This is a genomic window from Sphingomonas sp. SORGH_AS_0789 (assembly GCF_031453055.1).
In the GTDB taxonomy this organism is placed as follows: Bacteria; Pseudomonadota; Alphaproteobacteria; order Sphingomonadales; family Sphingomonadaceae; genus Sphingomonas.
On the sequence record NZ_JAVIYV010000001.1, the window covers coordinates 3014582 to 3029531 of the forward strand.

General features: G+C 67.0%; 14 protein-coding genes. 8 read left to right on the forward strand and 6 right to left on the reverse strand.

The features are described 5' to 3' along the window. Positions 1–4: 4 nt before the first annotated feature. Positions 5–832 carry a type I methionyl aminopeptidase gene (map, locus tag QE360_RS13820; RefSeq protein WP_307104535.1) on the reverse strand — a complete coding sequence of 276 codons (828 nt, stop codon included), beginning with the start codon at positions 830–832 and terminating at the stop codon, positions 5–7. Positions 833–883: 51 nt separating this feature from the next. Here map and QE360_RS13825 point away from each other — a divergent pair, with 51 nt between their 5' ends. The 3 genes from QE360_RS13825 to QE360_RS13835 all read left to right on the forward strand — a co-directional run bounded on the left by QE360_RS13825 (position 884) and on the right by QE360_RS13835 (position 3287). Continuing rightward, entirely contained in the window at positions 884–1654 is a 771-nt protein-coding gene (locus tag QE360_RS13825) for a molybdopterin-binding protein (protein WP_309702360.1), read from the forward strand. Positions 1655–1667: 13 nt separating this feature from the next. Then, positions 1668–2651 (forward strand): NAD-dependent epimerase/dehydratase family protein, encoded by a 984-nt coding sequence (locus tag QE360_RS13830; protein WP_309702362.1) that lies wholly within the window; start codon positions 1668–1670, stop codon positions 2649–2651. A 132-nt stretch (positions 2652–2783) separates the two neighbouring features. Beyond that, positions 2784–3287: a hypothetical protein gene (locus tag QE360_RS13835; protein WP_309702364.1), complete on the forward strand. Its 504-nt coding sequence runs from the start codon at positions 2784–2786 to the stop codon at positions 3285–3287. 1 nt (position 3288) lies between these two features. Here the strand turns inward: QE360_RS13835 and QE360_RS13840 are convergent, their stop codons facing one another. Next, the gene (locus tag QE360_RS13840) at positions 3289–4656 is read right to left on the reverse strand and encodes a cellulase family glycosylhydrolase (protein WP_309702366.1); all 1368 of its coding nucleotides are present in this window, start codon (positions 4654–4656) and stop codon (positions 3289–3291) included. Between the two features lie 53 nt (positions 4657–4709). Next, positions 4710–6098, reverse strand: coding sequence for an exopolysaccharide biosynthesis polyprenyl glycosylphosphotransferase (locus QE360_RS13845; protein ID WP_309702367.1), 1389 nt, complete (start codon positions 6096–6098; stop codon positions 4710–4712). Between the two features lie 199 nt (positions 6099–6297). Between QE360_RS13845 and QE360_RS13850 the strand changes: the two genes are divergently transcribed. After that, the gene (locus QE360_RS13850) at positions 6298–7371 is read left to right on the forward strand and encodes a glycosyltransferase family 1 protein (RefSeq protein WP_309702369.1); all 1074 of its coding nucleotides are present in this window, start codon (positions 6298–6300) and stop codon (positions 7369–7371) included. Here the strand turns inward: QE360_RS13850 and QE360_RS13855 are convergent. Together QE360_RS13855 and QE360_RS13860 are read right to left on the reverse strand one after the other, a co-directional pair. Then, positions 7368–8729 carry a GDSL-type esterase/lipase family protein gene (locus QE360_RS13855; protein WP_309702370.1) on the reverse strand — a complete coding sequence of 454 codons (1362 nt, stop codon included), beginning with the start codon at positions 8727–8729 and terminating at the stop codon, positions 7368–7370. The two genes, QE360_RS13850 and QE360_RS13855, sit on opposite strands and share 4 nt — an antisense overlap. Positions 8730–8732: 3 nt before the next feature. After that, positions 8733–8996 (reverse strand): hypothetical protein, encoded by a 264-nt coding sequence (locus QE360_RS13860; protein WP_309702372.1) that lies wholly within the window; start codon positions 8994–8996, stop codon positions 8733–8735. Between the two features lie 246 nt (positions 8997–9242). Here QE360_RS13860 and QE360_RS13865 point away from each other — a divergent pair, with 246 nt between their 5' ends. Both QE360_RS13865 and QE360_RS13870 read left to right on the forward strand, forming a co-directional pair. After that, entirely contained in the window at positions 9243–9776 is a 534-nt protein-coding gene (locus QE360_RS13865) for a hypothetical protein (protein WP_309702374.1), read from the forward strand. Positions 9777–9816: 40 nt separating this feature from the next. Next, positions 9817–11037, forward strand: a complete 1221-nt coding sequence (locus QE360_RS13870) for a glycosyltransferase family 4 protein (protein WP_309702376.1) — start codon at positions 9817–9819, stop codon at positions 11035–11037. Positions 11038–11062: 25 nt separating this feature from the next. Here QE360_RS13870 and QE360_RS13875 read toward each other — a convergent pair whose 3' ends face one another. Continuing rightward, complete coding sequence (locus QE360_RS13875; protein ID WP_309702378.1) at positions 11063–12523, reverse strand: hypothetical protein; 1461 nt, start codon at positions 12521–12523, stop codon at positions 11063–11065. Positions 12524–12843: 320 nt separating this feature from the next. On the opposite strand from QE360_RS13875, the gene QE360_RS13880 reads away from it, so the two are divergent. Beyond that, positions 12844–14037, forward strand: coding sequence for a hypothetical protein (locus tag QE360_RS13880; RefSeq protein WP_309702380.1), 1194 nt, complete (start codon positions 12844–12846; stop codon positions 14035–14037). 51 nt (positions 14038–14088) lie between these two features. Beyond that, a complete protein-coding gene (locus QE360_RS13885; protein ID WP_307099065.1) occupies positions 14089–14919 on the forward strand; it encodes a polysaccharide biosynthesis/export family protein in 831 nt (276 codons plus the stop codon). The last annotated feature ends 31 nt before the right edge of the window (positions 14920–14950 follow it).

Sequence of the window (14950 nt, forward strand, 5' to 3'; positions counted from 1 at the left end):
CGGCTCAGCTATAAGGCGGCTGGGTGAAGCCCGCCGGGCTGAGCGTGAAGATCTCGCAGCCGTCTTCGGTGATGCCGATCGAATGCTCGAACTGCGCTGAGAGCGAGCGGTCGCGCGTCACCGCCGTCCAGCCATCGTCGAGCAGCTTCACGTCGGGGCGGCCGATATTGATCATCGGCTCGATGGTGAAGATCATGCCCGGCTTCAGCTCGGGGCCGGTGCCGGGGCGACCGACATGGACGACCTCGGGCGCGTCATGGAACAACAGGCCCAGGCCATGGCCGCAGAAATCGCGGACCACGCCGTAACGATGCTTCTCGGCATGGCGCTGGATGGCGTTGGCCACATCGCCCATATGGTTGCCGGGCCTGGCCTGCTCGATGCCCAGCATCAGGCATTCATAGGTGACCTCGACCAGCTTGCGCGCCTTCAGCGGCACGTCGCCGATCAGGTACATGCGGCTGGTGTCGCCGTGCCAGCCGTCGACGATCGGAGTCACGTCGACATTGACGATATCGCCCGACTTCAGCGTCTTTTCGGACGGAATGCCGTGGCAGACGACATGGTTGATCGAGATGCAGGTCGAATGGGTATAGCCGCGATAGCCCAGCGTCGCGGGCACGCCGCCGCGTTCCAGGATGAACTGGTGGATCAGCCGGTCGATCTCGGCGGTGGCGACGCCCGGCACCATATGGGGCACGAGCATGTCCAGCGTCTCGGCGGCCAGGCGGCCCGCCTTGTGCATGCCATCGAACGCCTCGCGGCCCCACAGCTTGATCGCGCCGGTCCGCCCCTCGGGCGCGTTGGCGGAAACGGTCACATATTCGGTCATGGTCGCGATATAGCGTGGCATCGCGGCTTTTGCGAGGCTATGTCCGGCACCATGCAAGCCGACCCCGCCTCCGAGCGTATCTGGACCGCCGCGCTGATCGTCATCGGCGACGAAATCCTCTCTGGCCGCACCCAGGACCGCAACATCGCGCAACTGGCGACCTGGCTGAACGTGCAGGGCATCAGGCTGGCCGAGGTGCGGGTCGTCGCGGACCAGCCGGATGCCATCGCCGAGGCGGTCAACACGCTGCGCGCGCGCAACGACTATCTTTTCACCACCGGCGGGATCGGCCCGACGCATGACGACATCACGGTCGATGCGATCGCGGCGGCGCTGGGCGTGGCGGTGATCGAACATCCCGAGGCGCGGGCGATCCTGGAGGATTATTACACCACGCGCGGCGGCGTGACCCCGGCCCGCGCGCGGATGGCGCGGACGCCGGAAGGGGCCACGCTGATCCCCAACCGCGTGTCGGGCGCGCCGGGCATCCGGATCGACAATATCTTCATCATGGCGGGCGTGCCGCATATCACGGCGGGGATGCTCGATGCGCTGACCGGCACGCTGGAGGGCGGGCGGCCGGTGGTGTCGGGCACGGTCGGCTGCTGGGTGGGGGAGAGCGAGGTGGCCGATCTGCTCCGCACGACCGAAAAGGCGCATGAGGGCGTCGCCATCGGCAGCTATCCCTTTTTCCGCGAAGGTCGCACCGGCGCCAATTTCGTCGTGCGCAGTCCCGACCCCGCGCTGATGGAAACGTGCCTGGCCGATCTGACCCGCGCGCTGGAGGCGACGGGGCGCGACGTGGTGCCGGGCGGCATCTGACCCGGTGGCGGCAATGCGCGAGAACGCACCCATTCTCGTCACGGGCGTGGCCGGGTTCATCGGTCACGCCACCGCACACCGGCTGCTCGACCGCGGCGAGACGGTGGTCGGTGTCGACATCGTCAACGACTATTACGACCCGGCGTTGAAGCAGGCCCGGCTCGCGACCTTCGAGGGGCGAGAGGGCTTCGCGTTCCACCGGATGGACGTGGCCGATGCCGAGGCGGTCGCCGGTCTGGTCCGCGAACGGGGCGTCACCCGCGTCGTCCACCTCGCCGCGCAGGCGGGCGTGCGCTACAGCATCGCGAATCCCTTCGCCTATGAACGCTCCAACCTGGCCGGACATCTGGCGGTGATGGAGGCGTGTCGCCATGAACCCGGCTTCGTCCATCTGGTCTATGCCTCGTCCAGTTCGGTCTATGGCGACAAGCCGATGGGCGGGCAGGGATTTCGCGAGGACGAACCCGCCGCCAGCCCCGTCTCGCTCTATGCCGCGACCAAGCGCGCCTGCGAGTTGATGAGCCAGTCCTATGCCGCGCTCTATGGCTTTCCGCAGACGGGATTGCGGTTCTTCACCGTCTATGGCCCCTGGGGGCGGCCCGACATGGCCTATTTCTCGTTCACCGACCGGATCATGGCGGGCCAGCCGATCGAGGTTTACGGGGAAGGGCGGATGGCGCGCGACTTCACCTATATCGACGACATCGTCGACGGCATCGTCGGCGCGCTCGACCGTCCGCCCGAGACGGGGGGACACCGCATATTGAATATCGGCGGCAGCCATCCGGTCGGCCTGATGGAGATGATCGCGACGCTGGAACACGCGCTGGACCGCGAGGCGGTGAAGATCATGAAGCCGATGCAGCCGGGGGACGTGACGGCCACCTATGCCGATGTCTCGCGGCTCCACGCGCTGACGGGATATGCCCCGCGCGTCCGATTGCAGGAGGGCCTCGGCCGCTTCGCCGACTGGTATCGCGGCTATTTCCGCGGCTGATCGATTGCCGGTCCGGCAGCATCCGGCCGAAATCCGGCAATGTCAGTGCCGATTTAAAGCATTTGGAAACGAATTTCGTCCTATACGCGCAACGGACCGTCGACGGGGCGGTGAGCGTGAGGAAGAGATAGCGTGGGCATCCCCGAGAATATCGCGTGGCAGGACCCGACCGAGCGTCGCGAGGAAGTCCGCGTGCCGATCCAGCGCGAAGGCACCGTCCGCGTGGCCGACGACGGCGATTCGCTGCCCATCCTGATCTCGAACCTCCATCGCGAGGGCTGTCGGATCGACGGCTCGGTAGAGCTTTCGGTCAACCAGACCGTGATGATCGGCATTCCCGGCATCGGCCTGCGCGAGGCGCGGGTGAAATGGAAAAATGACGGGGCATATGGCGCCTGTTTCCTCCGTCCGCTGCCTGCGGGCAGTGTCGGCTCGGCGCTCGCCGACAATGTCCATGCGCTGGCGGGGGCGCCGTCGCCCGTGTCGCATGCCCAGGTCCGAATCATGCCGATCGCCGGCCGTGGTGAGTCGGTCGAGGAAAAATGGTCGCCCCGCGCCCGTCTCGCGCTGTTCGCCGCGATGACCTTTCTCGGCGGCACGATGATGGTCTCGCTCGCCGACCTGCTCCTCAGCTGAGCTATTGCCGTTCGAAGCGCGGCGCGGTGGCCTTCGCCGCGCCGAGTGCGATCACGACCGGACGATAGCCGACCGGCACCGCCGCGCCTTGACCCGCTTGTCCGCAGATCGGGCGATAGCGCACCGACCCCGAGAATTTCAGGACGAGCCGATCGTCCGGCGCGTCGGTCCAGACGATCATCTTCGAACCCTCCGCCCCGTCGACGCGCACGGCGGTGATGCCCGGCTGCGACCGGTCCACCCGCCACGCCTTGCCCGCGGACGCCAGCGCCGTCGCCTCGCGCACCGCACAGGCGGCGGGCTTCGGGCGATAGTCATAGGTGTAGAGGCCGAAATTATCCTCCATCTCGCTTGGCCGCCGTCCCTGATCCTTCAGCTGATAGACCCAGACGCCGCCCATCCAGGGCGTCGCGGCCGACCATAGCAGGAATTGCGCGACATTGTCCGCCGCGCGCTCGGGCGCGATATCGCCGCAGGGGCCGCCCGTGGTGGTCGGCCAGCCCAGCTCGGTGACATAGATGGGCAGCGCATGGCCATCGGTCGTCGGCAGCGCGCGGTGCAGCGCCTCGATCTGGCCGATCGCATCGGCGCCGGTCCGCTTCGCCACCGGCTCGCACTGGTTGTAATAATGGACCGACAGCGCGCTCGCCCCGGCCAGCCCGCCATTGGCGGCGACCGAGCGAACCCAGGCCCAGCCCTTGTCCTCGCCCGCCGCGCCGACCAGGATCATGGCCTTGGGATCGACCGCGCGGATCGCGCGCGTCGCCTGATTGGCGAGCCGGGCATAGTTGATGCCCGAACGCGGATCGTCGGCGGTGCCCGCCCCGCGCAGCATCCCGCGTTCGGGCGCGGCGTTCAGATTCCACTCGTTCCAGATTTCGTAAAGCGGCTGGCGCGCCTCGGTGACGCGCACGGCGTCCTGATTGAAGGCGGCAAAGGCACGCCGCGCCGTATCGGATACCGGCGCCTTGCCGCCATCGACGGCGGGGTGGGTATAGGTGAGGATCCACAGCGGCCGCGCGCGGGTGGCGGCGACCATCGCCTGTTGTCGGGGCGAGATGTCGCCGGGAACCGCCAGCCCCTTCTGCTTGAAGGCGACCCAGGGGATGTCGTCGCGGAACGAGGCGACGCCCAGCTCGTCGATCGCCCTGGCGGTGGGGGCGGGCTCATAGCCGAATTGGCCGCCAATGCCGAAATGCACGCCCACCCCGACGATCAGCGGCGTGGCGCGTCTGGTCAGCGGGCCGTCGGGCAGCGTGCCCGCCGCCTGTCCGGAGCAGGCGGACTGGGTCCCGACCAGCAGGGTGGCGCAGGCCAGCACACGGCCGCCGAGCCGAACCAGCGATGCGGGGGATGATCGTCGTTTCACGTGGTGTCTCCCTCGTTGTCCAACGGCGCCCCCCGGCGCGACCGGCTTTCCCGTCAATAGGCGTTCTTGTGCACCAGAACCGCGGCCGTGCGGAACAGGATCGAGATGTCCCGTGCCAGGCTCCAGCCGTGCAGATATTCCAGATCGGCGCGCAGGCGGTTCTTCAGGTCGACGTCGCGGTGCGTCGCCCCCCGGAAGCCGCGCACCTGCGCCAGTCCGGTGATGCCGGGCTTCAGCGCGTGACGCTGCCAATATTGGCGGTCGACCTCCCAGAACAGCTGGTCTCCGGCGAGCGAGCCCAGTGCGTGCGGACGTGGGCCGACCAGGCTCATGTCGCCCAGCAGGACGTTCAGCAGCTGCGGCAGCTCGTCGATGCTGGTCTTGCGGATGAAGCCGCCGACGCGGGTGATCCGCTTGTCGTCGCGCGAGGCGGAGGTGTTGCCCTTGGCATCGCTGCTCTCGACCCGCATCGAGCGGAACTTCAAGATGTGGAAGATGCGGTTGCCGCGCCCGATCCGTTCCTGGCGGAACAGCACGGGACCCGGCGAGTCGAGCTTCACCGCCAACGCAATCAGCAGCAGCATCGGGGTCAGCGCGATGACCAGCGGCACGGTGATCAGCAGATCGAGCATGCGCTTCTTGAACATGTCGCGATAGCTGAGCGGCCCCTGCGCCACGACGAGCGTCTGGCGGCCCTTGAAATCGGTCAGCCCGAGCACGCCGAGCGAGCCGAAGCCGGGGATCAGGATCTCGCCGTCCACCGCCGCGCCGCGCAGCAGCAGCGCCCAGTCATGCTGGCGATTGGGGGCGCAGCGGACGACCACGCGCTCATATTTCGCCAGCAGCTCGGCCAGGCGGTGGAGCATATAGGGGTTTTCGAGATCGGGCTCGACCCCGACCTCCTTGGAGAAGACGGTATCGCACAGCTGCGGCTCGGACCATTCCTCACGCGTCATGTCGTCGACGATCAGCAGTTCGGCGACCAGCTTGGGCGCGGCGGTCGGGCGGACCATGATGACCAGCGTCATGCGCATCGCCGCCATGAAGACCGCGCTGCTCGCCATGCCGATCGCCAGCGCGACGCGCGACAGTTCGGGCCCGGCCTTGAAGAAGAAGATCAGCGTCATCGCCGCGAAGAAGGTGATCGCCAGCGGCGTCAGCGACCGGCGCAGCGAGATCGTCCCGCTGGTCAGCGCGTCGCGGCCATAGGCCTCGCTGTTGAACGCGATGATCAGGTAGATGGGTAGGATCGGATAGGCCAGGTCGATGCCGCTGAACGACAGCCACTGGCCGTCGCGGAACAGGCTGGCCACCAGAAAGCCCAGGCTGATCGCGATCACGTCGATCATCATCAGCGCGACATACAGCCGGATGCGGACGTTCCGCCGGTGGATAGCCCCGGCGAGCGACATTTCATCCGTCAGCGCTGTCGCGAAACTCATCGTATTCTGATTTCCCATAGCCGGCATAAGGACGCTCCGCCGCTGTCCAGGCATGTGATGGCTAGCCCGGTTCATCCGGGCCAGCAATCTGCTTTCGCACCTGCAACATAGCTGTTACGACCGTTCAACAGATTATGAGCACGGGGTACCGACAGCTCTCTGAAAACCCGGTCCGGGTCGTATCAAATGGAACCAAGTCATGACGAAGATCTACGTGAACGGCCGGTTCCTCGGCCGGACGATGACCGGGGTCGAACGCTTCGCCTTCATGGTGCTGGACCGCGTCCATGCGCGGATCGTTTCGGGGGCGGAGCCCGCGCGATGGACGCTCCTCCTGCCGCCAGGGGTTGAAAAGCCTGCGCAATGGACTGGTTTCACGGCAAAAAACGTCGGAAGCCGGGGCGGGCACGTTTGGGAGCAGGCGACGCTGCCGGGTGCCGCGCGGGACGGGGTGCTGGTCAATCTGTGCAATTCGGGGCCGGTCCTGCCACGCCGGTCGCTGACCGTCATTCACGACGCGCTTGTCTATGACATGCCGGGCAATTTTTCGCGCCCGTACCGGCTGCTTCACCAAAGTTTGGGGCGGCTTCTGTCCCGTCGATCCCATCTTGGGACGGTTTCGATGTTCTCGCGCGACAGATTGTCGGCGGTGCTCAAGGTTCCGGCGGACGCCATCCATGTCATCCCCAATGCTGCTGATCATATCGATACGATCGCGCCCGACGACACGGTGCTGAACGCGCTGGATGTCGAGCGCGGCCGCTATCTGCTGTTCGTCGGATCCTTCGCGCCCAACAAGAATCTGCCGCGCGCGCTGGAGGCGTTCGCGCGGATCCGGCGGCCCGAGGACCGGCTGGTTCTGGTCGGCGCGGCGGTGCGGTCCTTCGCGCAGAACGGGCTGGGCGACGTGCCGCCCGAGGGCGTCGTGCTGCCCGGCCGGATCAGCGATGCGGCGCTCATGAGCCTTTATCGCTCGGCGCGGGCGCTGGTCTTTCCCAGCCTTTACGAAGGGTTCGGCATCCCGCCGCTGGAGGCGATGCGGTTCGGCCGCCCGGTGATCGCGGGCGACATTCCCCCGGTGCGCGAGGTGTGCGGCGACGCCGCGCTCTATTGCGATCCGAAGTCGGTCGAGGCGATCGCGACGGCGATGCAGACGATGCTGCGCGACGATGCCGTGCATGCCGATCTGGCCGACAAAGTCAGCGCGCGCAGTCGGCAGTTCAGCTGGGATGCCAGCGCCGATGCCCTGCTGCGCGCGCTGAATGCGGTCTAGGCCGCCGTCACCCGGCGGCGAAGCCCCATCTGCCGGACGATCACCGTCGCATTGCCTGCCGCCAGCGCGGAGACGCGAAGCGTCGCGATCAGATAGGGATAGGGGCCGCTCGACGCCGGGACGACGGCGGGGCGGGTGCGCAGGGTCATCAGCGCGGGGTCGTTGATCCCCTGATCGTTGGCGCCGCCCGGATTGCTCATGTCCTGCGACCCGAAGGCCGTGCCGTTGGAGCCCATGCTGGCCCCCGCCAGTTCCAGGGTGATCGACTGGAGCGAGGCGGGAGCGGTGACCAGTTCGACGAGCGCGAAGCCCTCCAGTTCGTCGCCCGGCCGCAGATTGGCGTGATATTGCCCGCCGACCGTGCCGGGCAAGGTCTGTTCCAGCCGGAAATGACCCGCGCCGCCAAAGCTGATCGCCGCCTGGACCCCGTTGCCGATGCCGTCGGGATTGGCGACGTTCGACAAGCTGGCCGAGCCGCCGCCGCTGCTCATCGCGGCGGTCCAGCCCGAGGGCGCATCGCCCGTCACTCCGTTGCCCGCCGTGCCGCCGGTCGTCGTGGTGAACAGATGGTTGGTCAGGATCTGGCGACGGCCATTGGCGGGCGTATCGATGACCCCGCTCGACAGGACCGGGCGCGGCGGGACGATCCGCGCGAGCAGCGCCGCCAGGCTCTTGCCGTGCCAATAGGCCCCGCGCGCATTCATATGGATGCCGTCATAGGAATAGCCCGAGCGAAAGGTCGGCGTCGTCGCCCCGGCCTGCATCACGACGGGATAGGCGTCATGGACATGGATGCCGGGCGTCCGTTCGGCATAGTCGGCGATCAGGTGGCGCAGCTGGACCAGCGCCGCGATCTTCTCTCCACTGGTCAGGCTCGATCCGCCTACCTCATTCTCCAGGACCACGGTCATTCCGGCGGCGTAGGCGGTATCGGCGATCAGCCTCAGGTCCCGCATCGTGACGGCGGCGACCGTATCGATCGTCACCGTCTCGCCGGTGACCGCGTGATTATAGGTAAATCCCGTCGCGACTTGGCCGATATTGTTGATACCGCCCTGCACATAGAGCAGCCCCGCGCCAGTCGCGATCGCGGCGGGCAGCCGCGCCAGCATCTGGTCGGTCCGGTCGCCGCTGACGCCGAACGTGTCCCCGATCGTCATATTGTGGCCGAGCAGCGCATTGGCCCAGTTGATCGGCGACCGCGCGCAGCGGTTGCGGCGGCCGAAGTCGAGATAGATGATCGCCACCCGGCTGTCGCCGAGCGCGGTCAGTTGCTTGGTCAGCCGCCGGTCGGGGCTGACATTCAGGCGGGCCAGCCGCGACAGGCCGACCCCGATGCTGCCAGAGGCATATCCCATCGCTCAGGCCTCCGCGATCAGGTTGGCGGCGGTGGTGCCGGTGGCGCGGACATAGGCGGCGTGCACCGCGATGTAGCTGGCGTCGGGCAGGTTTCGATAGGTGACGTCGACCGCGCCATCGATCCCGCGAAGCGTCACGTCGCCGCCGATGCCGACATAAATGCCCTTGGGAATCTGCGGCAGGGGCAGGGTATCGCTGGGCGTGACGGGGAAGGGCGCGCGCGAGGGGCTGTTCACCGTGTCGATGATGCTGCGTGGATCGGCCATGCAAAGACTCTCCCATCGGGGCGGACGGGATCGTCCGCTCCATGGTTGTTCCAGTTATGTTCCAATTTTCGTGTAGGACAGCGAAATTTTCGGCACGCCCGTCCGTGTTGGTGCATTTCAGCCCGACTTCGCCATGCTGCGCCGCAAAATGGTACAGCCTGCCCCGGTCGCGACCGCTATACCCTTTCGATCCAACCCGCTACGCAGCGGCTTTGTCTCCACGTCGATGCCATCAAGAGGATCAAGGTGAACGGATTTCTACGATCGGTCTGCCGCGACCTTCACCGCTATGCCCATTTCGAGCAGACGCGGCCGTCATTCGCCTTTGCGGTGCGCATGGTGCTGCTGACCCAGGGGTTCCAGTTCGTGCTGGCGCGCCGCATCCAGGATCTGATCGTGCGGATCCCGGTCGCCGGGCGGCCGCTGCGCCGGGTCTTGTGGTGGTGGACCTGCCGCCGCTTCGGCGCGGAGATCGCGATCGGTGCGACGGTGGGCGACGGGCTCTATATCCCGCACCCCTATGGCATCGTGGTCGGCGTCTGCACCATTGGCGAGGATGTCGCGATCCTTCAGAACGTCACCATCGGCGCGCGCGGGCCCGAAGCGCCCAGCCAGGCGGTGATCGGGCGGGGCAGCTATCTGTCGGCCGGGTCGGTGCTGGTCGGTGCCATCACGCTGGGCGAGGGCGCGGTGATCGGCGCGAATGCGGTGGTCCTGACCGATGTGCCCGCCCGCACCACCGCCGTGGGCATTCCCGCCCGGATCATCACGCGCGGCTGACGCCTTCGCCTCGCCCGCCGACTTTCCAGAGGATTACCCCATGCGCATCCTGAGCATCACGGCCTTCTACACCCCTTTCGTCATCGGCGGCGCGGAGATGTGCGCGCAGAACCTGACCGACTGGTTCGTCGCCAACGGGCATGAGGCGGCGGTGCTGACCGCCGCGCCGACCCCGGCGGACGAGCAATGGGGCGCGGACAAGGACGGCTACAAGGTCTATCGCGTCAGCACGCCGCACCTCTATCCGGTCGCCGCGACCAACCAGCAACCGGGCTGGAAGAAGCCGATCTGGCACATGCAGGACATTCTCGATCCCCGCAACGAGGCGGTCTTCGACCGGGTGATCGCCGAGTTCAAGCCCGACTTCATCCATATCCACTGGATCCAGGGGCTGGGCTATAATGGGCTGAAGGTCATTGCCCGGCACGGCATCCCGACCGCGATCACGCTCCATGATCTGGCGCTGGCCTGCGTCCGCACGACGATGTTCCGCGGCATCGACGAATGCGCGGGGCAATGCGGGACGTGCAAGTTCAGCGCGAAGGTCAAGATGGGCTATCTGCGCCAGCTACCCCGCCTGGGCTTCATCTCGCCGTCTCAGGCCAATCTGGACCGTGTGGCCGAGCTGTTGCCGATCGACGATTACCCGAAGTTCCACATCCTCAACCCCAACCGCTATCCGGCCCCGACGGTGCGCCATTCGCCGCAGGCCAGGACCCGGCTGCTCTTCGTCGGGCGCCTGGAGGAAACCAAGGGAATCAACTTCCTGCTCGGCATCCTCGACACGCTGTCGAAGGATTTCGATTTCCGTCTGACCGTGCTGGGCAAGGGGCCGGAAGAACCGCGCCTGCGCGAGCAATATGGCCATCACGACTGGCTCGAGCTGAAGGGCCATGTCCCGCAGCAGGAAGTGTCGAACATCATGGCGACCAGCGACCTGCTGATCACGCCGTCGCTCTGGGCGGAAAATTCGCCCGGCGTGGTGATCCAGGCGCTGGCCAACGGCCTGCCGGTGATGGGCAGCGACAAGGGCGGCCTGCCCGAGCTGATCCAGCCGGGCGAGAACGGCATGCTGGTGCCGCCGGGCGACGAGGCGCTGTGGCGCGCGGCGATCACCGATGTGCTGCGCCACCCCGAAAAGATGGCGGCGCTGCGCGAAAGCACGATCCGTTCGGCCGACCGTTTCGACTATGACCGGCTGGGCCGACAGATCATGGCGGCGCTGGAACACATCGCCGCGCAACCGGCCCGCGCAGCCTGATCGCTCAGGAGCGCGGGGCGCCGGGTCAGAGCAGCCGGGCGTTGACCCCCAGTCGGCTGACGCCCGGTACGTCAATGACGACCGGCATCTCGCCGACCGTGACGGTGCGGTCGGCCGTCCCCGCCGTCGCCGACTGGCAGAGCGTGCGCGTGGTATAGGCCGCGGTGCCGCCGACGGTCAGGCGGCCGGTCCGTCCGGCCAGGCTGCTCCACGCAATGACCTGAAGCCCCTGCGGCGTGGCCGCGCGCACCACGGTCAGGCCCGATCCGACCTGTTGCACCGACATGGCGGTGGCGTTGCGGACGATCTGCGCCGCTTCGCTGAAACCGCATAGCGCGGGCTTGGCGTTGCCCGCCGCGTCGTACAGCCCGAAATGATGCTCCAGATCGTTGGCGTTGGTGCCGGAGTCCTTCAATTCGTAGATCCAGCTCCCCGCGACCCAGGGCAGGGCGGCGGTGTGGAGCAGGAATTGCGGCACGCTGGTCGCGACGACCGAGCTGGCCACCGAACAGGACAGCGATCCGCCCGGCCAGCCCCATTCGGAGATGTAAATGGGCGGCGTCTGCCCGCCGGTGACCGATGCCAGACGGGTTTGAAGCTGATAGAGGCGCGCGATCGCCGCCGTCGCGGTGCGCAGGTCGGTGCGTTCGCACTGGTTGTAGAGGTGGACCGACACCCCGTCCGCCCGTTTCGCCGCGCCGCGTGCGACCGCATCGGCGATCCAGTCCCAGCTGGGGTCGCTGCCGCCCGCGCCGACGATCACCTTGGTATCGGGCGTACTGTCCTTGATCGCGGCGACGGTGTCGCTGGCCAGCGCCGCATAATAGCGTGCCGCGCGGACATCGCCTTCCTCGCCCGCGGTCATCAGCATCGGCTTGTCGGGCGCGGCGGTGACGTTCCACTCGTTCCAGATCTCGTACAACGCATTGCGGCCCGCCGTCGCCGCAACGGCGCGCTTGGCGAAGGCGACGAAGGCGGCGCGACCGGCGGCGCTGATCGGCGGCCAGCTTTCGGGGATGAAGGGATTGCCGTTGGTCAGGATGAACATCGGCCGCGCGCTGGTTTGCTTCAGGAAGCCGCTGATCGCGGGCGCCAGGTGCGAACCGTTGACGTCCCAGTCGGGCGCGAAGTCGTTCCAGAAGATGTCGTCGCGAAACGCGGTGACATTGGCCGCCTTCATCCACTGGGTGGTGGTGGCCGCGTCATAGCCGGACTTGCTGGCATAGGCGAAATGGGTCGCCACCCCGATCTCATAGGGCGTCGATCGGGCGGACAGGTCCCCGGCGCCGAAGATGATGGCGGTGGCGCCCGGATCGCTGGCCAGCGCGGTGGCATCCGCCGAGGCGGAGCCGGTCGGCGTCGGGGTGGCGGTCGGTGTCGGTGTCGGGCCCGTGACCACGCTCACCGCGCCCGATGACGTGGAGCCGCCCCCGCCGCCGCATGCGGCCATCAGGGGAAGGAGGAGCAGAGCAAAATGGGCACGCATGACAAAGCCTTGCTAGGTTTCATCACCTTGTAGGCCGCGCATGATGCAGGGTGGTTAAGTCCACTGGTTAATGCCGGATTCACCGGGATTTTGCCGTTATCGGGAAAATCGATTTGGTTCCCTGTCGAGGAGATAATCTCGACCTGTCCCATTTTTGCCGCGTTGCAACAAAACCGCCCCTTTTGGGACAGTGCTCGGGCTTGACCGGTGATAGGGGAAAGGGCACCGCAGGTCGTTGTTGGTTGGGTAAACGTAACGAGGGCACGAGCAGGATGCTGCAAAGCGGTGACATTTTGCGGCTGCCATCACGGCCTGTCTGCATGGGATTTGCCGCGATCGCCTTATGGTGCGTCGGCGGCGCCGCCCATGCACAGGACGAGCGGCTGGGCGTTCCCCTGGTGCCGGTCCTGCCGGTCGCGCGGCCCGTCGTCGCCGATCCCGGCCTGTCGTTAACCACCTCGGCCGAAGCGGCCTATGACGACAATATCTTCCGCACCAATTCGAGGCGGACGCCGTCGGTGGACGACTTCATCCTGACGCCGGGCGTGCGCGGCGTATATTGGCGGCAGGTCGGGTTGAACGACGTGCGGGTCGATGCCGATCTGGCCTATAGCTTCTTCACGCTGAACCCGGATCGAAGCCGGGGTCGCGCCGACCTGCATGGCAGCGGGACGTTCCGGGTCGCGGGCGTGTGCCAGATCCAGCCCGATGCACGCATCCTGCGGCAGCAATCGGACTATGGCGACATCAACGCGGCGCGCGACAATTTCCAGACGGTCAGCAATCTGTCGCTTCGCGTCAGCTGCCCGCGCACCGTCGGCTTCTATCCCGTGGCGGACATCAGCCGCCGGACGACGACGAACAGCACCGCGTTCGATTTTGCCGACCTGCGCAGCGTCTCGCTGCTCGGCGGCATCGGCTATAGTCGCCCGAGCATCGGTCAGGCGGTGCTCTATTATCGCCATCTGAACAGCGAGCGTCCGACGATCAACGTCACCAACCGGGCCGAGCAGGTCGGGGTGACCTTCCACCGGGCGGTGGTCAGCCGCGTGACGCTGGACCTGGACCTCAGCTATCTCGACGTGACGTCGCGCGGGGCGAATGTGCGGCCCTATCGCGGGCCGGGCTGGGACGCCAAGCTCGAACTCAAGCCGGTTCCCGCCGCCTCCTTCTCGGTCGAGACGGAGCGCCGGATCGTCAACGACTCCCTGGTCCCGGCCGGTTTCGCCGTGCAGACCGATGTCCAGCTGGCGAGCGAGCTGCGCTTTGCCGAGCGGACGCGCTTTCGGGCCGGTGCCATATTGGGGCATCGCAACTTTCGGGGCGACCCGCTCGTCATTGCCTCGCCCTTCGCGAAGGACGATTTTCAGTCCTACTCGCTGGGCGTGACACGCCAGCTCGGCGAGCGTCTGAATCTGAATCTGGACGGGCAGTATAGCAATCGCAACACGGATACGGGTGTGAACGAATATCACTTCACCCGCCTTGTTGCCGGAGTTTCCTATCGTTTCTGATCGGTCCCCCCGGACCGGCCGGATATCGCGCGAATAGCATGAGGACGAAAAATGCGCCGTAAGCATAAGCTATTGCTGGCCATGGTCGTGCTGACGCCGGGCATGGCGTCGGCCCAGCAGGGTGTCGCGCCCGCCCCCGTGCGGACGGCCCCGCTGCCGACCCCGGGCGTGCGCCCGGTCGATACCGCCGCCAGCGCCTATGTGCTGGGCCCGGACGACGAGATCGAGATGAAGGTCTTCGGGCAGGACAATATGTCGCTCAAGACCCGCATCCGCGCCGACGGCACGATCACCGCGCCGTTCCTGGGCAATATCCAGGCGGCCGGGCGGACCACCGCGCAGCTCGCCCAGCAGCTGAGCGAGGCCTATCTGCGCGGCGGCTATCTCAGCCGTCCGTCGATCAACATCGAAGTCACCAACTATGCCAGCAAGAGCGCGACGGTGCTCGGCTCGGTCGGGCAGGCGGGCCTGTATCCGCTCGATCGCCCCTATACGGTGGCGGCGATGGTCGCGCGTGCGGGCGGTCCGCGCGCGGACGGGGCCAATACGGTGATCCTGACCCCGATGGGCGGCCAACCCGAGCGCATCTCGCTGGCCGATGTCAGCGGCGGCGCGGCGCGGCTGGTCCAGCCGGGCGACACGCTGTTCGTGCCGGTCGCCGAGCAGGTCTATGTCTATGGCCAGGTCGAGAAGGGCGGCGGCTTCCCGGTCCAGCCGGGCATGACCTTCCGTCAGGCCCTGGCGCTCGCTGGCGGCCCGACGCTGGCGGGCTCGACCAAGCGGATCGAGGTGCGCCGCGGCGGCAAGGTTCTGCCCAAGGCGACGCTCGACGACGTGGTCCAGCCCGAGGATGTGCTGGTCATCAAGGAAAAATGGTTCTGATCCTGGGGCCGTGGAACCCGGTAATGGCGTT

What these genes read in the sequence shown, in the direction of transcription:
- QE360_RS13830 (WP_309702362.1), top strand. Translation starts at nt 1,668, where the DNA reads ATGCGCGAGAACGCACCCATTCTCGTCACGGGCGTGGCCGGGTTCATC.
- QE360_RS13855 (WP_309702370.1), bottom strand. Translation starts at nt 8,729, where the DNA reads ATGGGATATGCCTCTGGCAGCATCGGGGTCGGCCTGTCGCGGCTGGCC.
- QE360_RS13825 (WP_309702360.1), top strand. Translation starts at nt 884, where the DNA reads ATGCAAGCCGACCCCGCCTCCGAGCGTATCTGGACCGCCGCGCTGATC.
- QE360_RS13875 (WP_309702378.1), bottom strand. Translation starts at nt 12,523, where the DNA reads ATGCGTGCCCATTTTGCTCTGCTCCTCCTTCCCCTGATGGCCGCATGC.
- map (WP_307104535.1), bottom strand. Translation starts at nt 832, where the DNA reads ATGACCGAATATGTGACCGTTTCCGCCAACGCGCCCGAGGGGCGGACC.
- QE360_RS13845 (WP_309702367.1), bottom strand. Translation starts at nt 6,098, where the DNA reads ATGAGTTTCGCGACAGCGCTGACGGATGAAATGTCGCTCGCCGGGGCT.
- QE360_RS13885 (WP_307099065.1), top strand. Translation starts at nt 14,089, where the DNA reads ATGCGCCGTAAGCATAAGCTATTGCTGGCCATGGTCGTGCTGACGCCG.
- QE360_RS13850 (WP_309702369.1), top strand. Translation starts at nt 6,298, where the DNA reads ATGACGAAGATCTACGTGAACGGCCGGTTCCTCGGCCGGACGATGACC.
- QE360_RS13860 (WP_309702372.1), bottom strand. Translation starts at nt 8,996, where the DNA reads ATGGCCGATCCACGCAGCATCATCGACACGGTGAACAGCCCCTCGCGC.
- QE360_RS13880 (WP_309702380.1), top strand. Translation starts at nt 12,844, where the DNA reads ATGGGATTTGCCGCGATCGCCTTATGGTGCGTCGGCGGCGCCGCCCAT.
- QE360_RS13870 (WP_309702376.1), top strand. Translation starts at nt 9,817, where the DNA reads ATGCGCATCCTGAGCATCACGGCCTTCTACACCCCTTTCGTCATCGGC.